The sequence below is a fragment of the Pantoea sp. SGAir0175 genome (genome assembly GCF_043547855.1).
Genome location: NZ_CP028081.1, coordinates 1475133 through 1499740, shown reverse-complemented (window position 1 = coordinate 1499740; position 24608 = coordinate 1475133). Strand labels below are relative to the sequence as shown.

The window sequence follows — 24608 nt, the reverse complement described above, 5'->3', positions numbered from 1 at the left end:
CCCTCGTGGGGGTTTTTGTTTATCTATATTCTATAGAAAGCATATTGACAATCCCGAACACTTTGATATAGATATCAAAAGCATATGGAACATGCTTATATCTAAAATAGAAAAGGAGCTTCTATGGATACCACCTATCACCCTCCCCTTGCAGAGAATCTACGTATTCATTGCGTCAGCGTTAGACTGAATAACGCTGAGTTGAATACTTTGGATCATGAACGCAAACAATACGCCAAAGGCGAATGGCTTCGCATGTGCTTCATGAAAAATCAACCTGTTGTCGTTCCTGAGATCAACAGAGCAACCTGGGAAATGTTCGGTGAGATAAATCATAGGCTCAACGAGATTGTTAATCACCTGAATGCTAAGCAATCATGCAGCCCTCTGACCAAGACAGAACTCTTCGCTGTTAAGCGTCAAATCACTGATCTTCGCTCACGTCTCATTACAACCGATCTTTGGAGTATCCCCTCTCATGAAGGGCATGCAGAAGATCAAACGCGGTAAGAGCTTCGCTGGAGTTGTTCTATACGCGTTAAAGCCGGGCGTTCACCATAAAACTGATCCGGTGGTCATAGGGGGGAACATGCTGGGCGCTTCAGCACCTGAACTGATTACTGAGTTCAACGCTTCTGCTTCACTTCGGGCAGACGTTGTCAAACCGGTGTGGCACAACTCGCTTCGCCTTCCACAGGGTGAATCACTCACGACAAAGCAATGGGTGTCATTTGCTGACGACTACATGTCGTGTATGGGATTTAGCGATACGCACCTGCGCTGCTATGTCATACATGACGACGGGCCAGGTCAACATATTCATATCATTGCCAGTAGAGTCGACCTGGTAGGAGGGAAGCTCTACTTGGGCAGAAATGAAAATCTGATTAGTACACGGGTAATCCAGGAACTCGAGTCAGCCCATGACCTGACCAGAACCAAGGGTCCTTCCCCTTTACTAGGCCCTTCCCCCTCTAGTAAGCATAAGAGGCTATCACGTGGTGAGGAACAGAAAGAGAAGCGCGAAGGTCAGCCAAGCCCCAAGACGTTCCTGCAGAACACAATTGATACACTCCTCTGTACTCACAATGACATTCCGAGCTTCGTTGAAGCACTTTGTGAGTACGGTATAACGCCCGTTCCCAATATTGCCAGTTCTGGCCGCATGAATGGTTTCTCCTTCGAATACTCAGGTATAGCTTTCAAAGCTTCGCAACTCGGAAAGGCGTATTCGTGGGCAACGCTGCAAGAGAAGCTTCGCTACGAACCTCAACGTGACAATCCCCTGCTTTTTGATTTGAAAGCTTCGGCTATAGGAAGGACTGAGGCAAGTGAGTTAGTAACAGAGGCTACGAAAGAGGATACTACGCCGTTATTGACGGCAGCCATGACAGAAGAGGTTACTGCACCTCCTCCACAGCGCGAACATAGAGTTGAGACAGCGGAAACCTGCGAAGCACATACACCTCCCAGCAGCGTACTAGCAGCAATGGAACCAGTCAGCAACAAAGACTACCTCATGACAGCAGTCATAAAGTGGCTACTGAGCATTCCCTACCTCACAGCGTTCACAGAGTTGCTTAAAAAGGCCGGTAAAACGTTTCTCCACAGAAAATCCTCATTTTCCGTTATCAGCACGGTCAGATCAGCCGAGCCTGACCTCAAAACTTCAAACGAAATACCTCATGACTTCTTAAAAAGCTCATACACGCCTAACTAGCCAACCTTCTGAAGAACATTATCTTTCCTGTCTAAGCGCTTCAAATCACAAAACAATTGATCGTTTTTACAGATCAATTACTAGATTAATGATAGTTTATGCCTATCAAATAAGATCTATCGATCGGTACAAGTGATTTGCTTAAGTTTTGAGCTTGCTCAAAAATGCCCAGTAAAAGCAGTGACCAATCAGTTAGTTACAAACCTCTTATTCCTCAGCTATTGGTTTTAAAAGGAATTCAACATGAACAGCATGAGTATTCGTAAACCTTCATATTTTCGCTCGATTAGAGTCTTATTCACTATTGGTGTAGCTCTTCTCATCGTTTTCAAAGCGAAGCACACTGACGTTCTCGGTATGCTTCTCCTCTGGTGCATTCCTGCATTTTTCCTTCTTGTAACCGCAGGAATTAGCTACAAACACAAGAAAGACAATGCTTCTACAGTCGATTACTTCAACGAAAGCAATGACGGCTTCTGGAGCCATGAATTCAACGACTCAAAGCTACTGCTTAATGAGAAGCAACAAACTATTACGATCAAAAATGGTAAGAATGAAAAAACCTACCCTTTTAGTTCGGTAATCGGTTGGCATTTCAATCTCGACTCAGGCGGATATGACGGCGGCTTTGGAACCGGCGCTATCAGACAGCAAAATCTCAACAACTCAGGTCTTTTCATTGAAGTTAAGGACGTCATGTTTCCCGTGTGGCAGGTGAAGTTTTACCCGCAGAAAGGCAAATTTCACCAGGACACAGGGTATAACGATGTCAAAATGCAGATTACGCGGTGGTTAAGAGTTTTATCTCAAACTATTAATAAGGAATAAACAATGAAAACTAAGGTTGCAGGAGCTTTATTAACTCTTATCGTTTTATCAGGTTGTGCGTCAACAGCAGGGAATCAATCAATTAAAAATGAGACGCAGCAGAGTATTGCGTCAAAGATTATTAAAGGTCGAACTACTAAGCAGGACATTTCAAGAGAATTTGGTGACCCAACACGTAAGACCACCGTTGATACTAATGAAGAAATGTGGTTTTACTCAATCATGAACTCGAATATGTCAGCAATGTCTTATATTCCAATTGTAGGGCTATTCTCGAACGGAACCGACATGAAAAGTAAGGCATTAACAGTCACGTTCGAAGGAGACAAAGTCGAAAACTGGTCTTTCAGTGAGAACAATGATTCAGTTCATAATGGGTTCTGATTAGAAATCTGATACTAAAGCCCTCAATACGAGGGCATTTTTATTTCATCAATTATGCTCAAGCGTGAAATAAGTATCCTTTTAGAATCAAAAAAGCAAACACTGAGAATAAAATAATGATCACACCAGAATATCTAAATCTAAAAGAATCAGTTTTTGTAAATAACAGATACCAAAACCCGATTTTGTGTTTATCCGCTAAAGAATAACATAATTGTCTGAAAGAGATTAAATGGTTAAGAAACCCTGATACAAATATCAAAGCATAAGAGCAAAATGTTATGATAGCTCTATTATGCTGATCTTCAGATAAAACATTCCAAAAATCAATAATACTTGAATATTGTTTAGATAAATCTACTACATCTAATGGCGCAGTATAATATGCATTCTCATTCAATAGAAGAACCAATAGACCTAATGCTATACTAAATATTAAATTTCTTAGGTCCGTCGTTTCAAACTGATTGTTAGCAAATAGAATAATCACACTTACCACTGCTAAGAGCGGCGAAGTATAAGATCCTATATTAACAACTCTCGTGACCAAGTCGAAATTATTAAAAAAAAGCCAAATGATAAATACTAAGCCGAAAAATATAGGTATCAGAATTACGGCAGCATCGTTTCCCTGCTCTGGGCCAGAATTGTGGTGTACATGCTTATTAGTTACAGAGTGATTATTGGTAGTGCTATTATCTACAACATTGTAGCCGCCACTATTAGCTTGATAAGTATTATTTTCATTTCGATTGCCAACATCTTTTATATTCAGGTCTCTTACAAACTTACTCATGAGCTATACTCCGCTATTGAAAACAATACTTACCTTGTCTCAAAAATAAATATATGGTCAATTGAAATATTTAGCATGAGTAATGATTCAAAGCATTTCACTAAAAATTAAAAAATTAACATGATTATAATTAATTCATTTATCTTAATTTAGTTTTTTATTTTGCAAAATTCAGAACAGTTGCTTTTACATCAAAGCCTCTTACCCCTTCTCTTTCTACGAGTTCCAGATGGCAAATTTGACAACATCGATTTTTCGTATTTAACCCTTTCTGCCTGATAGATTCCCTCAGCCTCCTGCTCGTTTTCAATCGCATAGTGAATGAGATACCTAAAGAAGTATGTTAGCTCATGCTCAAACCCTAAGGTATCAATGATACGCTTTGAGCTACATTTCAGTGCATTTGAAAGCATTGATATTATAGTAAAGCGATCAATTGTGCTGTTCATCTGATCGGGAAGATAGTATTTGATATAATAGCCTACGCAGAAGAGCCACATGTAACGCACAATTCTACTGTGATCAAAGCCAGACTGTTTTAATTTTTCAACATATAGTTGTAAAAGAAGAAGCAATTTCTCTTCTTTTGTAAGAGTATTATAATTTTTCATAGTTGCATCCTTGCAATAATCGTCGTCCTGACGATTAAAAAGTAACATAAAACTTTAACTAGTCAATAGGTGAAATCTATCAAGATTAGTTTAATATCATCTTTGTTTTACATCGCTCTCACGTATATTGTGTTTGCCACAAAAAAACAGTAGCTTATTTATATATTCTCTTTGAGCATCTATAGTTTTAGCACTGTCTTCGAGTTTCTTTTCAAGCCGTTCAATCCGCTCAGCAGCAACCTGGAGATTTCCTGGACGCACCTGGCACTTTAACTTTGATTTGATAACATCTTTCTTAACTTCAAATGCACCTACGATGTCTTTATGCATATATAGTGCTTGTCGAGTTGGACGTCTGCCAATCTTCTTGGTTACACTATCGCACAATCCTTCCCAAGTTATTTTATCTGATAAAGACCAGGAATTTATAGAATCAATTATTTTTCTTTTATCATTGTTTGTAAGTCTTCTTGCCATGTAAGCCGCCTATAATTTACAAGTTTTAAATATTAATTCCTCATTCGCCCACTTATCCGCACCGTAGACACCAGAACTACTATCTTTATCTGATGTTTTTATTAAATATTCAAATTTTTCTTTCAAAAATTTATTATTTTTATCAAACCCCGGATACTTTCCACATGGAGCCATTGCATAATCATGCTCACAATAACCATTGTCCATAATCATAAAAGCCCCGTGACTCTGATCAAAATCTAGGTCCGGTTCTTTCACACACTCCTCTTTATTATTTTTTAAGTCTAATAGAGTGTCATTCTCAGAAAGCCCCTCTGGTATATTCTCCATGAAATCCATAGCGTGTTCTTGTGAAACATGGTTATAACTATTATTTTGAGAAACATTTTTCCTTCCAGACCAGCGAGCTATATCAAAATCTGTCATTCCACCTAAATATGCAATTGTGTTTAATAAATGACGAGCCTGGTGAGAATTAACAAATAAACTTTTATTTTCTGAATCATAGTATTTGTGCCTAGCAAATATATTATTTTTGTTATAACATGAAATATCATTATTAAACTCAACTGCATTTGCAACTCTAAGAGAAAAATAGTCTGTTTTTCTCTTAGAACTAAAACAATACTTGTGCTGTAAGCATAACGCATTAAATTGCTCAGGTTTAAATCCTTTCGCCAGTCCATATTTAATGGCAGAGCTTTTGTTTTCGAAGTTATTACATTCTAACTCTTTTGCCAGCTTACGTGCATTCTCAGATAGTTTTTTTAAACGCATTATAGCTTTCTTAGCTATTGGAACCATAATGGTCGGTATCCATTTTATATTTGCTCCATATCCTTTTAGTGAGAACAACCGAAGTCCATATCTCATTACCCCATTGTGATCCTCTGAACAGAGTTCACAATCAAAAGGCAATGACAGTATCTCTGTTATACGTGAAGGTGCACACATGAGTAAAGCAAACACTGAACTTGTAAATAAATCTTGCTCACTTAAAAGGCAATCGTCTTTTGCAAAGATTGCAGCTAAAGCCTCTATTGATTTCAAACCAGACAATTTCCCTTCGGGACTTATCAGACACTCAAAACTTTCATACAGTTCAGGTGAAGGTTGTCTGGTTTTATTCTTCCAGCAAAAGTAGTGTTTATTTAGAAATCCCTTTTGAAAGATAATTTCAGAAATCTTTTCCAGATTAACTGATATCTGAAATACAGTATTCCTTTTATATAACTTCTTTGCTCTTTGATAAGCATAATCGAACACATCCTCGTTAATCAAGCAAACGTCTGCACAATTGCATTTCTTATTTAGAGAGAATTCTAAAAGCCTTAGAGCAGCTATCAAAGCTGTATAGCTCTTGGAGGGATTTAAAATGTGCTTGTGAATAATAATTGCTTTACTAAAGTCACAAAATTTTTCATTCATATATGTCAATTTATTGGGTTTTGAATCTTCATCTTTTAACGATTTAAAAGTACAGAATCCATTCCATTTGTTTTCTTCCCAATGGAATGGGAATTTGAAACGCTCAAATATTTTCTTGGCGTCAGTAATATAATTGTCCAACCTTTCTAATGGGTTGCGATTTTTATCAACGACATCAAAATTATTTTTCATTCTAGCCTCCATGGATTAAACCTTTTACAGCCATGGCAAGGGTTAGAAACCTTCTCGCTTTTGATATTTTTAAGAGAATCAGGCTTTAGAGCATTCATTAAAACGTCGCCACTAAAAGGCCTAATCCCCATAAAGACCTCCGCTATATCTTTAAGATAAGGAGTAACTGCTTTATCAATCACTTCAGCATTCCCAGGCTCATTTTTAACATATATTGCTGCACATGCTGTTGAGGTATGGTCTAATGCAACTGCTATTTCTTGAACACTAGCCCTATTCCTAGCCATTTTGGTACCCAATGTATATCTAAATCTATTAGAGTTCAGTTTAATAATTTTATTTGTTCTTTCTGAAATTACATTATGAACACTTGCAAATTTGTTTAATTTATAAATCAAGTTTGACTGCCCAATCGTCAACTGATTGAACGAGTGTTTTAAAGAATTATTCATTAGTAATTTTTTATTTAAAAACAACGGGGCCTTTCCAAGTTCACTTAAAGGAATATCCTTGAATCCATGCTTCTTTAAGAAATCAAGATTATCTCTTACATGCCTGTTAAGTTGATTACAAAGTTTTTTTGATACTTTGACTGTCCTGTACAACTCTCTTGAACCTGGTCTCTGTTTCGCCCTCTGTATACTTAGAATTCTCACTCCACCTTTTTTAGATATATCTTTCATTCTGAGGTTAAGTACTTGTGATATTCTTCTGCCGGTAGTTAATAGCAACTGAATTATTAGATAACATTCGTTATCTATACTTTTTTCCCTCCGTGCTTTTTTGGAAATAAGAGATATTTGCCTTATCTCCTTATCTGTAAATGGTCCTCTTTCAGGATCCATAGATCCAACTACTTGACCAGGTGGTTTCCCTTTTGATTTCATTTCCTTGAAGAAGGTATATGCTTCATCATTTACACCAGCTAATCCAAGATCGAACCATTTGATCATGAAAATTTTCGTATTTACTGTATATCTATAGTTTTTAATGTTAAGATTTGCTTTTAAATCCCATGCAAATTCTTTGTTAATTTCTTTTGGAGAAAAAAATTTAAAAACATAGAGTAAGCTTTGAAAAATACTTTTTAGGTATACCAAAGAATAATTTTCCGCATAAAAAATCAAAGTTTCAATCATTCCTGCCTGCAAATCAAAATGCACTTTTTCAAGCAAGCTTGTCACGTCCCTCTTAAGATAATTGCTCAAATAACTGATTTGTTCTGTAATCGCTTCGTTATTTTTATTATCGTCTTTAGACAGTTCCATTTTTCCTTTTAACTTATTCATTTACAAGCTCCTTTAATTCATTTTGAATTCTATCTTGAACTAACGATAAAATTCTGTTGGCTTGTTCTCGAACGTATGTAGCATTATAAACATTCGACATTTGTGAATAAGGGGTCCAGCCCATTGCATAAGATCTAATTAACTCTGTACTGAGACCATTCAACGAGAAGTTTAATTTTTCGATTTTCACTGAAAACTCATAGTTCCAGGTGTGTCTAAGCGAATGACCTGAAAATTCTTTCAAGATAGGGTCATGCTCTCTGATTTTTTGAATAGTTTTTTCATACGAACTAACGGACATAGGCAATCCCGCTTGTTTTCCACCCTTGTGACTTATAATTAAAAAATCATGCGGTTTCTTGCCAATATAATTTCTTCTCTCTGTTTGTATGTACTCAATAACTTTTCCAATGACCCATTCATTCACCTTCATTTTTCTACTCAATGTTTTAACTACGGGCTGATTAACCCTAGTATCAAATATATCCCCATGCCTTCTCATAATTGAAATGGTGCTTTTATCAAAATTAATATCGCTAATTCTTAAATTCAGCAACTCACCTTTTCTCATACCGAGTGAATAAAGCAAAATGATAATAAGCTCATTTCTTTTCCTGACGTTTTCACTATAAATATTGCTTGAAGAATTAGCGCCAACATATCTGAATAAAACTTTTTTCTGAGTACTGTCAATTGCTTTTCCATCGTCCATATAATAGGTATCTGCGATCTTCTTTCTGGGTGTATATCCATTCAACATTTTTAGAAATAGTCTTGCCTGACTGTCATTGTGAGCTTCGCTTCCTATTAAATACTCACATAACCATTTGATATATTTAAATGCTACTTTTACTCTATAGCATTTAGTCCCTGAACCTACCTCTCTGTGATTAAACTCGTATATATTACCTTTAGTTTTTCTTTTAGACATATAAGTAATAATGTCTTTTATGTCTTCTCTTGCCAGAAAACACTTGTCGTTGATTACCTTTTCAAGATCGATATTCTTTTTTTCAAAAAAATCTAATAACATTATTATGACTTTTGCTACTGCTAGTCTTGTAGAAGCGGTGTATTTGTCATTTACTATTTCACTTACCAGATACAAATTAGGATAAACTACAGGCTTTAAACTACTGTGTATTATTTGGCATGATCTCGTACCGTCATTCATTATAAAACTTTTAATTACATACTTATTCATTTCAACCTCCCGGTTTACGTTTTAATTAACTCCGGGAATCTATATTTTATTATTTTTAACTTTGCAAATTTTTTTCTTATTAAATTATCTCGAATTGCATTCTCATTGCTTTTTTCAAGTCTAATTTTACGTTTCATTATTCACTCAGATAAATATCACTTCTCCTGAGTAAATACCATAAATATCTTTAAACCCCTTGAGAATAAAGGATTCTTTTCTTGCATTTTGAAAATATGTAAATTTCAACATACTTAAAATGCTATTATTTACGTTTTATTTTTCAACCGAAAAAAAATTTTACATCGACCATTCGATTTTTATCATAGCTATATTTAAGTCAAATTTCTTTGTGTGCTTTTTGTACTAAACTTATAGTTGCTTTGTCCCTCAAACTTTTCATTAAACTTTTATAAGTAGGGAAGCCTATGAACATCTTCATTAGTTCACTGATATCTGGGTTTGAAGAAAATCGAATTGCAGTTAAACGAGCCATTTCGATTCTTGGTCATAAGCCTATCATGGCCGAGGATTTCGGTGCGCGTTCTGACTCTCCCCAAGTCACTTGCCTCAGAGGAGTCCGAGAAGCAGACGCTGTAATCTTGATACTCGGCTCTCGCTATGGAGCACCACAGCAAAAAGGTTTGTCTGCTACTCATGAAGAAGTACTAGAAGCTCGCACCACTAAGCCACTGATTATATTTCTCGAAGCAAATATTCATCCTGAGCCCGAACAAGAAAATTTGCTAAATGAAGTGAGTACCTGGGAAAAAGGACTATTCCGAGAGGAATTCAGTTCCGCAGAGGATCTGTTTGAGAAATCCCTTAAGGCCATTAGTCAGTTACAGCTTGCTCATGCACAATCACCAGTTGACCCAGAAGGGTTGAAAAAGCGAGCCATAACGAATTTACCTAAGGAAAATCAGAACTATTTCCATAGCTCAGTCAGACTCCAAATCTCCATAGCAGCAGGCCCTGACACGACAATTATCCGTCCAGCTCAAATGGGTTCCAAAGCACTGATCGACATCATGTCGCAGGAAGCTCTTTTTGGAAACAATTCGGGAATCGGACCAATTTTCGACAGGCAGTCTGGAGTTAACGATAGTTTAGATAGCGACTCGTTATGTATCAGCCAGAGTCAAAATCGCGACGTGCACAACTTGGTCAAGCTTTCCCCCTCAGGGGACATACTTCTGATCCTTTCCATGCCAATGCAATCAGGTGGTTTGCCGGTAATACTCGAGGAAACCGTACACGAAATCTTGTTAAAGGGCTTTGACTACGCCTCATGGCTTCTGGCAGAGATAGATAAAACGCAACGGCTGACTCATGTTGTTCCCGCCGTGAGCATAGCAGGAGCTTCCTCCGCTGGCTGGCGCGCCATTGCTGAACACCAGGCTAGTCCAAACTCAATGCAGTCTTTCGGTATGGGTCAAAGCAAGGAACCTGTGCTTTTAAGTCCTGCACACATTGTCAGACAGTCATTTGCTTTGTCGTCAGATCGGAATACTTACGTTGAAGACTTCGTAGCCCTTCTGAGACGTATGTGGAAAGAACAAAGGTATTAAGATTGCAGCCGACCCTATGTCTGAGGCGAGGAAAAATGCATGTCCGATCTTAAGGCCAAGTAATGGGCCTAGCGTCAGAAAATCAAAATTTGCATTTTCTGATATAAATCATTGATTTATTGAAACTAGCTCCAGTGATCTCGTGCCGACCAAAATCCCAAAGAAAGCAGCCTTTATGGCTGCTTTTTTATTTTCTGCTGTAAAATCGCGGTGTTAAGCACAGCGCGGTAATAAATCCTAACGCTTTCCTTCATTGCATAATGACCAATCCTTTCCAGGCTTAAACGGTTAATCACCAATGCAAGGAGGAAACATGCTTGATGAATATAAACGCTGCGTGGAGGCTTGTTATCTGTGCGCAGCCGCGTGCGACCACTGCGCAACATCCTGTCTGGATGAGGAAAATGTGGAGATGATGCGCGAATGCATCAGGCTGGATATGCAGTGCGCCAATACCTGTCGCCTCACGGCGCAGTTCATGGCGCTAAACAGTGCATCGGTGCAGCAGCTCTGTCAGTTCTGCGCCGACATCTGCCAGCAGTGCGCGCAGGCGTGCCAGCAGCATCAACACCAGCACTGCCAGCAATGCGCTCAGGCCTGTCAGCGCTGTGCAGAAGAGTGCCGTAAAATGGCGGCATGATGCCAGCCGGATTGAGATTCGCTGCGGCGAATCTCAATCGTTGACGCTGAGTGAAACCTCAGCCTCGCAGGGTTGCACCAGAATCAGTGGGCATTTCTTCACCTTACACGCCTGCGAATAAGCCAGCTCGCACACTTCGCAGATATCGCGTACGTCCGACTCATATTCATACTCCATGAAGTAGCGAAACGTACCGCTGCGCGTGTCACTGCGCCAGAAGCGTTGCGGTTCCAGTATTTCATCCAGCTGCCTGAAGGTCAGGGCTGAGGGGTTGTGAAAACCCACTCTTACACGATATTTAGTCATGCCCTGATAATTATCGAGTTTCCGCTGCGTTGCCAGCCGGAAACAATTCTCGCTGGGATAGGGAAAATCTTTGCTGTGGATAACGCATCGGGTGCCGCAACCAAACGCGCGACGATCGCGGCACAGATGAACGGCTAAACCGTCAGCGTTTGATTTTTAAATCATCATCCCAGCGGTCTGCCGCCGCGTGCGCGGGATCGTGATCCTGCAGCAAAAACTCGCCGTTTTGCTGGGCGATCTGCTCACCGGTATCGGTAATCGCGTTTTGAATAAATACCTTTGCCTGCGCGCCATTCACAAAGGTGAGCTGATGGAAGGCGGTTTTGTTGCCCCAGTCTTTTGACGGCGTTGAAATATAGCGGATGGTGTAACTCTGGTCCTCAACGCTGCCCTGCATCACGTAGAGGCCATAATGATTTTCGCCCTGCGACAGGATCTTATACACCCCGTTGCTGTAGTAATAAATCACCGCATCCGGGAACGGCTTTTCATCATAGAGTTTACGGTAGTGCAGTTTATGCACAAAGGTGGGTTTGCCGGGCACTACTTCAATATTGCCCTGCGCATTCTGGAAGCTGAGATCTGCTGCCTGTGCAGCGCCTACGCTCATGCAACCCAGTAACATTATGCCAGCCAGTTTTTGCATCGTTCGCTCCTTAGCCTCTTCGTCAGCCACCAGCATGTTACGCCCACGCTTTATCCCGCTTAAACGAAGCGGCTATCGATGTGTGATGGGCTTCATAATACAGCCACCACAGGAAGGATAGAGATGGAAAATGACGGCGCCATTACCGCGCCAGACGCGGCTATTCGTCACCACTGCGACAGACCCTGACCTTACTGTTTAGGGTGCAAAATCCTGCAGTATAATCTTGCATCACACTTCATTCATGCTGCGAATCAGGCACTTAACTGAAGTCAGCAAAGCCGACCGGGATCACGTTTTTACTGATTTGTGACAGCAATTCATTAAAGTGAAACAAAACTGTCACAGATTTCCCCTACCCTAAAGCTCCCGTTTATTTGATGGAATCTCGTTATGGTCATCAAAGCAAAAAACCTGCAGGATGCGGAAGAACTCCTGCACTCAGGCATCAGCAAAGTGGAGCTGGCGTATGATATTGGCAGCGATGATTTCTTCCGCCTGGCGAGCCACTGGTGTGACCGTGGTGCACGCATTACCAAAGGCCACCACCATTTTGTGGTGCAGATGAAGAGCTTCGCTATCCCGCCAAATCGCTAACCCGCAGCAGCCTTTTCGGCTTGCTCTGCCCGCGGCTGACTGGTAAAACACGCTTTTCCATCAGCCGTTACTCGTTATGTTCTCAGCCGAAACGCCCCTGCCGCTGCCCGCTTGTGGTTTTATCACCGCCGCTGGCCACACCGCTGAATCGCTATCGCTGGCGTGGTGCCGCTTTGATCGGCAACAGTGGCACGCCGCTTTACCTGCGCAGTGGCAACTGCCGCTGCCGTCCGCGCTACAGCAGGCAGCCAGCAAACGCAAAATTGAATATCTCGCCAGCCGCTGGCTGGTGCGGCAACAGCTGGCGCAGCTGGGAATCACTGATTTTGTGCTGCACAACGCGCCGGATCGCTCACCGTGCTGGCCGGCAGGCATCCGTGCTTCACTGTCGCACAGCCATGACTGCGTGGTGCTGGCCGCGACGCGTGAGGCATTGTATGTGGGCATTGATGTTGAGCAGGTGATGGCAGAGGAAACCGCGCAGGACACGGCGGAACTGCTGATGAACGCGCAGGAGCGCGCGCTGCTTGAGAGCCAGCCGCTGCCCTTTGCGCAGACGGCAACGCTGCTGTTTTCGCTGAAAGAGAGTCTTTATAAGGCGTTATGGCCGCGGCTGCATCAGCCCATGGCGTTTCATCAGGCTGAGCTGATCGAGCTCGACCTGCCGCAGCAGCGCGCCAGGCTGCAGCTGTGTCAGGATTTCAGCGCGGAATTTACCCGCAGCACCGTGCTGGACGCACGCTTCTGGCTGCAACCGGCGCGCGTGGTCACACTGCTCACTCACCCGGCCTGCACGCAATAAAAAACCGGCGCGGAATGAGCCCGGGCCGGTGACAACACAAGACGACAGAAGTGTTCCAGGGAGGCAGAGACGAGGATCTCTGCTGCCATTCACTGTATCCCGCTGACAACGTCTTGCCCAATAAGGGTTTTTGCTAAGCTTTGCCGCCAGCCGTCAATGGCCGGTATCGGTGCGTTTGACGGCATCCAGCGTGGCCATTTCGCGCTCGCGGCCGGTCAGCTCGCTTAACTGCCCATCGCGCATTTCCAGCAGCCGGTCGGCATGAATAAAGTAGTGATCGTCATGGCTGATGGCGAACACGGTTTTGCCGGATGCCTGAAGCCACGGCAGCAGCTCGCGGTAGAAGATGCGGCGGAAGTGCGGGTCCTGATCGGCCGCCCACTCATCGAGCAGCAGGATATCGCGCTCCTCTGCCGCCGCCAGCAGCAGAGCAAGCCGCTTGCTCTGCCCTTTCGACAGCTGCAGGTTGAGTACCCGGTTGCCTTCCAGCTTCAGCTTGTCCTGCATTTTCAGCCGCTCCAGCCACTGCTGCACCAGCGCCGGATTAGCCGGCTCACCACCGCGACGAATCAGGCGATCAAACAGGTGCACGTCAGTGAACACCGCCGAGAAGAGCTGGCGATAGGCATCAAGGTTATGCCAGTCCACCTCTTTACCGTCCAGCAGCAGGCGGCCTGAGTGCGGCTGATACAGGCCGGTCAGCAGCATCGCCAGCGTGGATTTACCGCTGCCGTTACCGCCAATCAGAAACACCAGTTCACCGCGGCGCAGCGTCAGGTTGATCGGCCCGACGGCAAAACCGTGCTCGCCATAATGGAAACAGACGTCGCGCAGCTCCAGCGTCTGCCAGTCGCTCACCGTCGGCAGCGCTTTGAAACCGGCGCTATAGGGGGCCAGATCGAAGGTATTAATTTTCCGCAATGCCACCTGTGCGCTGAGCAGCGTCGGCAGCGCGCCAACTGCCGCCAGCAGCGGCGTGCGCAGGAACAGCAGCGTCAGCGAATAGGTCGCGGCGACAGCGGTATTGGCCCAGCCCAGACCGTTGGCCATGAAGAACACAATACCAATCGCGCCGAGCATCATAATGTTCGACCAGTTCACCGCGCTGAGATGGAAGGTATCGGCGCGCACAATGTGACGACGATAGTCCGTGGCATTTTCCTGATACACGGTGTCGTAAATCAGCCGGGCGCGCTCGCGGTTAAGCTGCAGCTCTTTGCGCCCTTCAATGATGGTCTGAAAATCGCGGTACAGCTCGTCCTCGATGTCGCGCAGCTTCGCCATGTGCTGATAGACGCGCGACACCAGCAGCCAGCCGCCGATCAGCGTCACCACCAGCCATAGCGTGGTGATCAACAGCATTTGCGGTGACAGCCACGCCAGATAGATCGCAGAACCCAGCGTAATAATGATGCCCTGAATCAGCTCCGGCAGGCGCACAAACGCGATAGTGATGGCACGCACGTCGCTGGTCAGGCCGGCCAGCAGCTGAGCGTTACCAATCTGCTCAATGCGTTCAACCCGGGTATCCAGAATACGTTTGATAAACTCACCGCGCAGCCGCCAGACAAAATGGTGGCCGAGCTGAGTCAGCGCCAGCTGCGACGCCAGCGTAACCGCCATCAGCAGAAACAGCTGGGCGAGAAAGCCCGGCAGCACGGTGAGCGAGGTATTGACTGCTACGATCAGTTCATTATTGATGTAGGCGATTAGCCCGATACCCAGCGCGGCGCTGAGCAGCGTCAGCACAATCACGCCAATAAACGGCCAGCGGTACTGGCGAAAAACAACCTGAAGCAATGCCATTAAAAATTATCCAGAGGTCAACCAGGCAGCCTGCAGTTTAATGGCGCTTCGGGTGAAGGCAAGAATAATTCTCATCCGTTTTTACGGTTACTGGGCGCGGCGGAAGGTCAGGTTGTAACGGAACGCGCCAGCCTGCGGATGGATGCCCGCTTTTAGCGGCAAAATGCCGTGATAGCGCAGGCGCGACGGACCGCCCCACACCACGATATCGCCGTGCTCCAGCAGCACGCGCTGCGTCGCATCGCCGCGCTCAAAACCGCCAAACTGAAAAACGGCCGGCAGGCCAAGCGATACCGAGACAATCGGCTGGCGTAAGTCTTTCTCATCCTTATCCTGATGCAGCGTCAGTTTGGCACCGGGCTCATAGCGGTTAATCAGGCAGGCGTCCGGATTGAAACCGGCAAAGCCGGCCTCCTGCGCGGTCTGCTGCGCCAGCGCGCGGAACAGCGCGGGCATCGGCGGCCATTTACGGCCGCTGCTGACATCCTGTTCGGTGTACTGGTAACCGCGCGAATCGGTCGACCAGCCGAAATCGCCGCAGTTGGTCATGGCGACTGACATGCGATGTCCACCCGGCGTGATGCGATGGGCAAACGGGTTAAGGGCCGCGACGTCATGAATTGCCGCCAGCAGCGCATCGGCCTGCTCGCGCGCCCGGCGACGCAGAATCACCGCGCCCTCGGCCAGCGGCTCCTGCCATGGCGCGTCTTCACTAAATAGATCCAGCACAGTTACCTCCTGTCAGGTCAGGGCTGATCGATAAGAAACGATTTGAACTGTGGCGACATCCAGTGGCTGAAACCGTCGCCCTGCTTCGTAATCAGATACACCGCCAGATGCTGTTTCAGCGCCAGCGCTTTGGCACGCTCGGTGCCGAGCACCATCAGCCCGGTGTCCCAGCCGTCGGCTTCCAGCGCGGTGGTGGCAATCACCGTGGCTGAGACCAGCCGGTGATCGATGGGTCGGCCGCTGGCCGGATCGATCACGTGCGAGATGCGTTTGCCATCCAGTTCATAATAGTTGCGATAGCTGCCAGAGGTGCTGATTCCGTGCCCCTGCAGATCGACGCGTGCCTCCACCGCGTTCTCGCGATCGGTCGGTTTCTGGATGGCGACCCGCCACGGCTGCTGGCTGGCATTCAGGCCGCGACTCAGCACTGCCCCGCCCACCGACACCAGATAATTAGTGATGCCCTGCTGCTCCATCAGCCGCGCCAGGTGATCGGTGGCGTAGCCTTCGCCCATGGTGGAGAGATCGACATACAGGCCAGGCAGATCTTTCTGCAGCCACTGGCCGTTCACCGTTTCAATCACGCGCAGGTGCTGCAGGCCGGTCTGCGCTTTGGCGGCAGCGATGGCGGCATCCGATGGCGTATGCGCCGGCTGCTGCGCCGGGCCAAAGCCCCACAGATTCACCAGCGGTCCGACGGTAATGTCCATCGCGCCGCCGGTCAGCTGGCCGATGCGCAGCGCGCGGGTGACGATATCGGCCATATCGGCACTGACCGGCTGGGGATCCTGTCCCTGATACTGGTTGAAGCGCGACAGCACCGAGTCCTCTTTCCAGGTGGAGAGTTCGCCATCGTCGCGATCGAGCTGCTGCTGAATCGCCTGCTGCAGCGCGGCTTTACGCTGAGAATCCACGCCCGCCAGACTCACGCGCCACACCGTGCCCATGGTTTTGCCTTCCAGCACCAGCGCCTGCTGCGCCGGTTTTTGCTCGCACCCGCTCAGCAGCAGTGCTACCATGCCTGTCAGCAGAATGTTCTGAAAATTCATCAATTCCTCGTCTGTAACTCATTACTACAGCCTATTACAAAGCATAACTCGCTTGTAAAACCGTCTAAAGCTGCTTGAAGTTGATCGCTGGCTGGCACAGCATACTGCGTTCCTGCACGAGAATCCTTACAGGAGCGACAGATGATTTATATGATTCTTGCTATTACCGCCGGGTTATTTGCTTACGGAAGCTTCCGTTGCTGGCAGCACTATCGCCACCGCCTGATTCAGCACTATCCGTCGCGCCGACGTTAAGGCATTGCACCAGCGTCGTGCATCCTGCACCGCTTCAGCGCTGGCGCAGTGTAGCAAAGCGGCCACGGGGCGCGTGGCGCTGAGAGCGGTGGCATGGCATGAATTGTGCAGCGTTGATGGTGGGTTGAACATCAGCGAGGTGCAAGATGAGTAAGGCAACAGAACAACAGGATAAATGGCAGCGCTGGCTGAGCTTTTCCGCCTTCACGCTGGCGGGCGTGGCGCTGGAAGGCAGCCTGCCGCCTGCTACTACTTCCCCGCAGCAGGCGGCAAAGGCCAGACGCTGGCGCAACGCGCCGTAAATTACAGACCCAGCTCGCTCAGGCCCGGATGATCGTCCGGGCGTCTGCCAGCCGGCCAGTGAAACAGCCGCGCTTCAGCGCTAATCGGCAAATCGTTGATGCAGGCGAAGCGCTGAATCATCAGACCATCGGCACCAAAGTGCCAGTTTTCATTGCCGTAGCTGCGGAACCAGTTGCCGCTGTCATCGCGCCACTCATAGGCAAAACGCACCGCCAGCTTATCGTGGTGCCACGCCCATAACTCTTTAATCAACCGATAATCCAGCTCGCGGGCCCATTTGCGCTGCAGAAAGGTCACGACGTCCGCGCGGCCGTTAACGAATTCGCTGCGATTGCGCCAGCGGGTATCTTCACTGTAAACCTGCGACACGCGCTGCGGATCGCAGCTGTTCCAGGCATCTTCCGCCATACGCACTTTTTCTAAGGCACTTTGATGATCGAACGGGGGGATGAGCATTTTTTATCTCCTGATGATGTAGACAGGTCTGTCTACTTGATTCATCCTGCCGTATGTAGACAATTCTGTCTACCCCCGAAAACAGGAATTTTTTCTTATGCTCGCCCCCCTGCTGTTTGATGCCAGCGCCAGCGCGCGCGATCGCATCCTGCTCAGCGCGCAACAGCTGTTTTATGCGCAAGGCATCCGTGCTACCGGCATCGATAAAGTGATTGCCGCGGCTGGCGTGACCAAAGTGACCTTCTACCGCCACTTTCCAGCCAAAAATGACTTAATTCTGGCGTTTCTGCAGCAGCGCCATCAGCGCTGGATGAGCGGCTTTCGCAGCGCGCTGGCGCAGCAGCCTGCCATCAACGTGGCGCTGCCGGCTGCGTTACTGAGCTGGTTTCAGGAGGAGGATTTCCGCGGCTGTGCGTTTATTAATAGCGCGGCAGAACTGGCTGATACTCTGCCGGAAGCGAGCGCACTGATTCGCCAGCACAAGCGGGAGATGGCGGCCGCCATTGCCGAAAGACTCAGCGCGGCGCAGCAGGAAAAAACCGGGCAGATCGTGTTGCTGGTGGATGGTGCAATCGTGCAGGTTCAGATGGGGGAAGCGGCGCAGCAGGTGACGGCAACGCTGCAGGCGGCGCTGAACGCGCTGCTGGAGAGCAGAGCGTGACCCGCAGGCCACGCTCTCCGGCTTAGAACTGGTAAACCAGGCCCAGGGCAACGATGTCGTCGGTGTTGATACCGGCCGCATCGGTGAAGTTGTTGTCGTCCAGCAGGTTGATCTGGTAATCAACATAGGTCGACATGTTTTTGTTGAAGTAATAGGTCGCACCCACGTCGACATATTTTTTCAGGTTCTGGCTGCCGTAACCTTCGATATCGCTGCCGCGTGAGGAGACGAAGGCCAGCGACGGACGCAGACCGAAGTCAAACTGATACTGTGCCACCAGTTCCCAGTTGTCCGCTTTGTTGGCATAGCCGTACGCAGCGGAATTCACCGCGCCGAAGCGGGTTGCGTTGTAAGAACGGGTATACATCGCCGCCAGATACACGTTGTTAGCGTCATATTTCAGACCGCCGGTGTAGGCTTCGGCTTTATCACCGCGACCAAGAATGCCTGGCGCGTTGCCGTTCTGATTGTTGGTCCGGTCAGACTGGAACATCGCCGCACCCAGACCGAAGCCGGAGCCCAGATCGTAGGTGGTGCTCAGCCCCCAGCCGTCGCCGTTCTCACCCAGGACATCACGACCGGAAGAGGATTCGGTTGGGTTGTCGTTTTTGCCCTGATACTGCACGGCAAAGTTCCAGCCATCCACCAGGCCGAAGAAGTTGCTGTTGCGGTAAGTCGCCAGGCCGTTGCTGCGCTGGAACATGAAGTTGTCCGCGCCGTAGGTGTCACCACCAAACTCCGGCAGCACGTCAGTCCAGGCGCCGATGTCATACAGTACGCCGTAGTTACGGCCGTAGTCGAACGAGCCCGCATCACCGAATTTCAGACCGGCGAAGCCGACACGGGTGTAGCTGTTAGCGGTACCCTGCGATTCTGCGGTGTTCAGCGCAGCCTGGTACTCCCACTGACCGTAGCCGGTCAGCTGGTCGGTCACCTGAGTTTCACCTTTAAAACCAAAACGCAGGTAAGACTGGTCACCGTCCTGGCCATCGTTGTCCGAGAAATAGTGCAGGCCGTCTACTTTGCCGTAGAGGTCTAATTTGTTGCCATCTTTGTTATAAATTTCAGCTGCGCTTGCTGAGCCTGCCACCAGCAATGCAGGAATCATCAGGGAGAGAACGCGACGTTTCATTTTATTACCCTCTGTAATGTGCCTTTTATATGTGCCACTGCTAACTGAATGCTTAAAAAATCAGCCGGCAAGCCATTGTTATTTTATGGAGAGCAATAATCTATCACGAAAATGATACTAAATTTCCGAAAGTGTTTCATTGTATTAAATAGTTATTTCTAAATGTAAATTTCGCGGAACTAATAATCAGCACACATCGGCAAAAAATATCGCACTAATTGATAAACCGAATTTTATTCATTTAAATACATAGAGATAAGATGAGATAAGCTGCCGCACTGAATGATAAAACTTAACGCCACTCAGCGCATACAATTACTCCCGCTATCATCATTTATTTCATTATTACCTTCATTCACCCCGAATGAGAGATTTACCCTAATTCCCGCCGGACATGATTGTCCGGCATTTTTTTGCCTGCCATTTTTCTTCCGCTGTGTAATTTTATGTAAACCTGTTTACTGAGGTTAAATTAACCGCCACTCAGGACGCCATTATTTGTTCGTTTTCGCACTTTTTGTTCATTACTTAGCCATGATTGCACAATGTTAATTTCCGGGCGTAATAAAGTTGAACAGGAATATAGCCGATGCGTTTCCCCAACCGTTTGCGGAATATTCTTTACCACTATTCAGTCAGTTAGCGTTGCCGCAGTAATCGATTTTCACCCCAACTTAAGCCAAATTTTCACTGAATCTGTCGGTTTACTAAGAGCCAGAGAGCTTATGAAGTCCAGGAAATGTCTGGAAAAGCGCAGCGCCTGGCAAAAGATAGGTAATATGCTCGTTTCTGGCGACCATTTTTGCCCTGCTCTTCGCCTTCATTGAGCGGTGCCGCGCCAGCTTTAATGCTAAACTTCGTCGCTCGAACGACTTATGACAACGACACCTTTATGACAGCACTGGACGCCGCACAGCCCAACAAATTGCATCAGCGTGTCAATCTGGGAACACGCCTCGTTTTTCTCATCGCCGGTTTAAGCATGTCTGCGTGGGCACCGCTGGTGCCGTTTGCCAGCCAGCGTCTCCAGCTGACGGGCGCGTCGCTGGGCGGCCTGCTGCTGTGTCTCGGCATTGGTTCACTGGCGGCAATGCCGGTGACCGGTGCGCTGGTGGCACGCTTTGGCTGCCGCCGCGTTATGCTGTGCTCCACGCTGGTGGTGCTGGCAGTACTGCCGCTGCTGGCGACGCTGGATGTGATGTGGCTGATGGCCGCTACGCTGATGGTGTTCGGTGCCGGGCTCGGCATGCTGGATGTGGCCATGAATGTGCAGGCGGTTGAGGTTGAGAAAGCGGCGGCGAAGCCGATGATGTCCGGTTTCCACGGTTTCTTCAGCCTTGGCGGTATTCTCGGCGCCGGCGCGGTCAGCCTGTTACTTGGCGCGGGTCTGACACCGCTGCAGGCAGTCGGCGTTATCATGCTGCTGATGGTGCTGCTGTTGCTGTGCAGCCTGCCGACGCTGATGACAGAGCGCCTGCATCAGCCCGATCAACCCTGGCTGGTGATCCCGCGCGGCTGGGTCGCCTTCCTCGGTTGCCTGTGCTTTATTCTGTTCCTTGCGGAAGGCGCGGTACTCGACTGGAGCGCCCTGCTGCTGCTGCAGAGCCCGGGCATGAGCGTGGCGCACGCCGGTCTGGGGTACGCCATCTTCTCCATCGCCATGACCATAGGTCGTCTGACGGGCGATAAAGTGATTCAGCGCTTTGGCCGCTATCCGGTGATGCTGACCGGTGCGCTGGCGGCGGCAGCCGGCATGACGCTGGCGGTGCTGCTGCCGTGGCCGCAGGCGGCGCTGCTGGCCTTTTTGCTGGTGGGCTTTGGCCTGGCCAATACCGTGCCGATGCTGTTTAATGCCGCCGGTAATCAACAGGATATGCCGGCCAATCTGGCGATTTCCGCCATGACAACGCTCGGCTATGCGGGTATTCTTTCAGGCCCGGCTTTAATCGGCTTTATTTCCCAGTGGCTCAGCCTGAGCGGCGCGTTTTTACTTATCGCCCTGCTGCTGCTGGCGGTTGCCGCCAGCGCCCGGCTGGTCGCGCGTTAATTGCAGGATCCTGAGACACCTATGCTGCCTTATAAATTTCCGCTGACCTCCGGCAACGTAACGCGCTTTTTCGTGGTGTTTAACCTGGTGCTATTTCTCGCGCTCGGCGCCATGGTGCATAACAGTGTGAATGCGTGGATCATGGAAAAGCGCTACGCCATGACCGACCTGGCGCGCGCGATGCAAAAACGCATTGATGCTTACCGCTTTGCCACCTGGCAAATCTATGAAAATCTCGCCACCAGCGCCGCGGGCTCGACGCCGAGCAGTAGCCTGCAGGAGACGCGCCTGCGCCCGGATGTTTACTATCTGGAGAAAACCCGCCGCAAGACCGAAGCGCTGATTTTCGGCTCGCACGACAGCAGCACGCTGGATATGACGCTGCGCATGTCCAATTATCTCGATACGCTGTGGGGCGCTGAAAATCCGGCGTGGTCGATGTACTTCCTCAATGGTCAGGACAACAGCCTGATCATGATCTCGACCCTGCCGCTCAAGGATATGGCGACGCGCTATAAAGAGAGCGCGATCAATACGCTGGTGGACAGCCGCCGCGCCGAAATGCTGCAGCAGGCCAATGCGCTCGACGAACGCGAAAGCTTCTCGCCGCTGCGCCACTTTGCCTGGCAGAACGATCACTACTTCACGCTGCGCACCACGTTTAACCAGCCAGGTCATTTAGCCACGGTGGTGGCGTTCGATCTGCCGGTTAACGACTTGATACCGCGCAGTATGCCGCTGGAGAACTTCCAGCTGCGCCAGGATGCCAGCCAGCCCGGCAGCGCCACCAGCGATGACGCCAGCAGCGAAAGCACCGCGGTGACGCTGGTTAACCCGAACCTGGAGATTGCCGCCACGCTGCCCAGCACCTCGCTCCAGCTGGTGTACCGGGTGCCGCTCGCCAGCCTGGCGATGGATACCCTGCACAACCTGATGTGGCCGCTGCTGATCAATCTGTTGCTGTTCCTGCTGTCTATTGCCGGCATTACGCTGCTGCGCCAGCAGTCGCTGCGACCGAATGAGAACCAGAGCGCCGAGCTCGATTCGCTGCGTATGCTGAATGAGGAGATCGTCGCCAGCCTGCCGGTCGGGCTGCTGGTGTATGACTTTGGTACCAATCGCACCCTGTTGAGCAACAAAATCGCTGAGCATCTGCTGCCGCATCTCAATCTGCAGAAGATCATCAATATGTCCGATCAGCATCAGGGCGTGCTGCAGGCCACCATCAATAATGAAGTCTATGAGATTCGCCACGCGCGCAGCATGCTGTCGCCGCACACCCAGCTGTTTATGATGCGCGATCAGGATCGCGAGCTGCTGGTGAATAAGAAGCTGCAAAAAGCGCAGCAGGTGCTGGATCGCAACCACCAGATGCGCCAGCAGCTGATGCAGAATCTTGGCCATGCGCTTAATCGTCCGCTGCAGAGCATGGTGACGCAGCTGGTGCAGCTCAGCCAGCGCGATGACGACGAGAGCGTGCTGGATCTGCTGGATGAGAGCCAGGGTCTGGCGCGGCTGGTGGACGATATCGTCCTGCTCAACCGGCTGGAAGCCCACGACTGGTCGCCGGATGCGGGCGTGTTTAACCTGCAGGATCTGCTCGATGAGATTGCGCTGGAGAGCCTGCCGCTGCTGCGGCGCAAAGGGCTGACGCTGGTGGTCAACAATCAGCTGGCCAACGACGAGATGCGTTTTGGCGATCGCCGCGCGCTGCGTAAAGTCCTGACCACGCTGATGCACTACGCGCTCACCACCACGCAGTGGGGCAAGATTTCCCTTGATATCAAAGCCAGCGACAGCAAAGCCAACAGCGTGCTGTTTCAGCTGGTGGATACCGGCTCAGGCCTGACCGGCGACGAGCTGGCCAACGTTGATTTCCCTTACCTTGGCGAAACCACGCAGGACCGTTACGGTCAGGCGTCCGGCATGGCGTTTTTCCTGTGTAAGCAGCTGTGCAAACAGATGGGCGGCCAGCTGGAGATTATCGCCAAACCGGATATCGGCACGCGCTACAACATTCAGCTGCCGCTGGCGCTGGAACAGCAGAGCGAGCAGGAAGAGAAACTGCTGGAAGGCGTGACGGCGCTGGTGGATATCGCGGTTGAAGACGTACACAAAATTGTCTGCCGCCACCTCGAGAACTGGGGGGCAAACTGCCTGACCTCGGACGAACGCTTGTCCGGGCAGGAGCATGATGTGCTGGTGACGGACGATCCGGCGCGCCTGCACGGCTGGGCGCTGTTGCTGGCGGGCGACGAAATGGGGCATCACGCCCTCAACGACCAGCAATTCCGGGTCAATTTCAATCTCAGCAATGCGCTGCTTGATGCGCTGCTGGCCCTGATTGAGAAGCAACTGGCTCACGATTCGATAGAGGAGAGCGACGACGATGAGGCTGCCACGCCGCTGCTGAGCGGCGGCTATTTCCAGCTGTTTACGGAGACAGTACCGCCAGATGTGAAGAGACTGTATACTGAGTCGGCGGAGAAGGACTATCCCTCGCTTGCTCAGACAGCGCATCGCCTGAAAGGCGTGTTTGCCATGCTCAATTTACTGCCGGGTAAACAGCTTTGTGAAGAGTTAGAACAGCACATTAAACTGTGCGACGATTTAACCATTAAAAATACCACCAGTGAAATTGACGCGTACGTCAACCAACTGCTGCAGCAAGGTAACCAATAA

The 24608-nt window shown here is 48.5% G+C and carries 25 protein-coding genes; 12 read left to right on the top strand and 13 right to left on the bottom strand.

Annotated elements, in window-relative coordinates; all coding sequences use genetic code 11:
• Positions 1-123: 123 nt before the first annotated feature.
• The 4 genes from C1N56_RS06835 to C1N56_RS06820 all read left to right on the top strand — a co-directional run bounded on the left by C1N56_RS06835 (position 124) and on the right by C1N56_RS06820 (position 2932).
• On the top strand, positions 124-510 hold the full coding sequence (locus tag C1N56_RS06835; RefSeq protein WP_394517305.1) for a hypothetical protein: 387 nt from the start codon (positions 124-126) through the stop codon (positions 508-510).
• A complete protein-coding gene (locus C1N56_RS06830) occupies positions 488-1720 on the top strand; it encodes a relaxase/mobilization nuclease domain-containing protein (protein ID WP_394517304.1) in 1233 nt (410 codons plus the stop codon). The genes C1N56_RS06835 and C1N56_RS06830 overlap by 23 nt, the downstream gene beginning before the upstream one ends.
• Positions 1721-1963: 243 nt before the next feature.
• Complete coding sequence (locus C1N56_RS06825) at positions 1964-2548, top strand: DUF4755 domain-containing protein (RefSeq protein ID WP_394517303.1); 585 nt, start codon at positions 1964-1966, stop codon at positions 2546-2548.
• Between the two features lie 3 nt (positions 2549-2551).
• Complete coding sequence (locus tag C1N56_RS06820) at positions 2552-2932, top strand: hypothetical protein (protein ID WP_394517302.1); 381 nt, start codon at positions 2552-2554, stop codon at positions 2930-2932.
• Between the two features lie 58 nt (positions 2933-2990).
• Here the strand turns inward: C1N56_RS06820 and C1N56_RS06815 are convergent, their stop codons facing one another.
• The 6 genes from C1N56_RS06815 to C1N56_RS06790 form a co-directional block, all read right to left on the bottom strand.
• Entirely contained in the window at positions 2991-3728 is a 738-nt protein-coding gene (locus tag C1N56_RS06815) for a hypothetical protein (RefSeq protein WP_394517301.1), read from the bottom strand.
• A 191-nt stretch (positions 3729-3919) separates the two neighbouring features.
• A complete protein-coding gene (locus C1N56_RS06810; RefSeq protein ID WP_394517300.1) occupies positions 3920-4339 on the bottom strand; it encodes a hypothetical protein in 420 nt (139 codons plus the stop codon).
• Between the two features lie 96 nt (positions 4340-4435).
• Positions 4436-4816: a hypothetical protein gene (locus C1N56_RS06805; RefSeq protein WP_394517299.1), complete on the bottom strand. Its 381-nt coding sequence runs from the start codon at positions 4814-4816 to the stop codon at positions 4436-4438.
• Between the two features lie 9 nt (positions 4817-4825).
• Positions 4826-6436 carry a hypothetical protein gene (locus tag C1N56_RS06800; protein ID WP_394517298.1) on the bottom strand — a complete coding sequence of 537 codons (1611 nt, stop codon included), beginning with the start codon at positions 6434-6436 and terminating at the stop codon, positions 4826-4828.
• Positions 6433-7725, bottom strand: a complete 1293-nt coding sequence (locus tag C1N56_RS06795; protein ID WP_394517297.1) for a tyrosine-type recombinase/integrase — start codon at positions 7723-7725, stop codon at positions 6433-6435. The genes C1N56_RS06800 and C1N56_RS06795 overlap by 4 nt, the downstream gene beginning before the upstream one ends.
• On the bottom strand, positions 7718-8929 hold the full coding sequence (locus C1N56_RS06790; RefSeq protein WP_394517296.1) for a tyrosine-type recombinase/integrase: 1212 nt from the start codon (positions 8927-8929) through the stop codon (positions 7718-7720). The genes C1N56_RS06795 and C1N56_RS06790 overlap by 8 nt, the downstream gene beginning before the upstream one ends.
• 425 nt (positions 8930-9354) lie before the next feature.
• On the opposite strand from C1N56_RS06790, the gene C1N56_RS06785 reads away from it, so the two are divergent.
• Entirely contained in the window at positions 9355-10497 is a 1143-nt protein-coding gene (locus C1N56_RS06785; RefSeq protein ID WP_275220935.1) for a DUF4062 domain-containing protein, read from the top strand.
• 313 nt (positions 10498-10810) lie between these two features.
• Positions 10811-11137 carry a four-helix bundle copper-binding protein gene (locus tag C1N56_RS06780; protein ID WP_159378540.1) on the top strand — a complete coding sequence of 109 codons (327 nt, stop codon included), beginning with the start codon at positions 10811-10813 and terminating at the stop codon, positions 11135-11137.
• A gap of 33 nt (positions 11138-11170) precedes the next feature.
• Here C1N56_RS06780 and C1N56_RS06775 read toward each other — a convergent pair whose 3' ends face one another.
• Both C1N56_RS06775 and C1N56_RS06770 read right to left on the bottom strand, forming a co-directional pair.
• Entirely contained in the window at positions 11171-11443 is a 273-nt protein-coding gene (locus C1N56_RS06775; RefSeq protein WP_031280046.1) for a hypothetical protein, read from the bottom strand.
• 142 nt (positions 11444-11585) lie between these two features.
• Positions 11586-12089: a hypothetical protein gene (locus tag C1N56_RS06770; protein ID WP_394517295.1), complete on the bottom strand. Its 504-nt coding sequence runs from the start codon at positions 12087-12089 to the stop codon at positions 11586-11588.
• Between the two features lie 393 nt (positions 12090-12482).
• Between C1N56_RS06770 and C1N56_RS06765 the strand changes: the two genes are divergently transcribed.
• Both C1N56_RS06765 and C1N56_RS06760 read left to right on the top strand, forming a co-directional pair.
• Complete coding sequence (locus tag C1N56_RS06765; RefSeq protein WP_010618078.1) at positions 12483-12686, top strand: hypothetical protein; 204 nt, start codon at positions 12483-12485, stop codon at positions 12684-12686.
• A gap of 76 nt (positions 12687-12762) precedes the next feature.
• Entirely contained in the window at positions 12763-13488 is a 726-nt protein-coding gene (locus C1N56_RS06760; protein ID WP_336698115.1) for a 4'-phosphopantetheinyl transferase family protein, read from the top strand.
• Between the two features lie 153 nt (positions 13489-13641).
• Here the strand turns inward: C1N56_RS06760 and C1N56_RS06755 are convergent, their stop codons facing one another.
• The 3 genes from C1N56_RS06755 to apbE form a co-directional block, all read right to left on the bottom strand.
• On the bottom strand, positions 13642-15294 hold the full coding sequence (locus tag C1N56_RS06755; RefSeq protein ID WP_336698113.1) for a multidrug ABC transporter permease/ATP-binding protein: 1653 nt from the start codon (positions 15292-15294) through the stop codon (positions 13642-13644).
• 87 nt (positions 15295-15381) lie between these two features.
• A complete protein-coding gene (gene alkB, locus C1N56_RS06750) occupies positions 15382-16023 on the bottom strand; it encodes a DNA oxidative demethylase AlkB (protein WP_132465044.1) in 642 nt (213 codons plus the stop codon).
• A gap of 17 nt (positions 16024-16040) precedes the next feature.
• On the bottom strand, positions 16041-17072 hold the full coding sequence (gene apbE, locus C1N56_RS06745) for an FAD:protein FMN transferase ApbE (RefSeq protein ID WP_394517294.1): 1032 nt from the start codon (positions 17070-17072) through the stop codon (positions 16041-16043).
• A gap of 401 nt (positions 17073-17473) precedes the next feature.
• Between apbE and C1N56_RS06740 the strand changes: the two genes are divergently transcribed.
• Complete coding sequence (locus C1N56_RS06740; RefSeq protein ID WP_164861051.1) at positions 17474-17629, top strand: hypothetical protein; 156 nt, start codon at positions 17474-17476, stop codon at positions 17627-17629.
• Position 17630: 1 nt separating this feature from the next.
• Here the strand turns inward: C1N56_RS06740 and C1N56_RS06735 are convergent, their stop codons facing one another.
• A complete protein-coding gene (locus tag C1N56_RS06735) occupies positions 17631-18086 on the bottom strand; it encodes a nuclear transport factor 2 family protein (RefSeq protein WP_058758444.1) in 456 nt (151 codons plus the stop codon).
• A 97-nt stretch (positions 18087-18183) separates the two neighbouring features.
• On the opposite strand from C1N56_RS06735, the gene C1N56_RS06730 reads away from it, so the two are divergent.
• Positions 18184-18747 carry a TetR/AcrR family transcriptional regulator gene (locus tag C1N56_RS06730; RefSeq protein WP_058758443.1) on the top strand — a complete coding sequence of 188 codons (564 nt, stop codon included), beginning with the start codon at positions 18184-18186 and terminating at the stop codon, positions 18745-18747.
• A gap of 22 nt (positions 18748-18769) precedes the next feature.
• On the opposite strand, the gene ompC is transcribed toward C1N56_RS06730, so the two are convergent.
• Entirely contained in the window at positions 18770-19879 is a 1110-nt protein-coding gene (ompC, locus tag C1N56_RS06725) for a porin OmpC (RefSeq protein ID WP_336698112.1), read from the bottom strand.
• Positions 19880-20771: 892 nt separating this feature from the next.
• Between ompC and C1N56_RS06720 the strand changes: the two genes are divergently transcribed.
• Both C1N56_RS06720 and rcsD read left to right on the top strand, forming a co-directional pair.
• Positions 20772-21926 (top strand): MFS transporter, encoded by a 1155-nt coding sequence (locus tag C1N56_RS06720; protein WP_058775802.1) that lies wholly within the window; start codon positions 20772-20774, stop codon positions 21924-21926.
• 24 nt (positions 21927-21950) lie between these two features.
• Positions 21951-24608, top strand: coding sequence for a phosphotransferase RcsD (gene rcsD / locus C1N56_RS06715; protein WP_159378651.1), 2658 nt, complete (start codon positions 21951-21953; stop codon positions 24606-24608).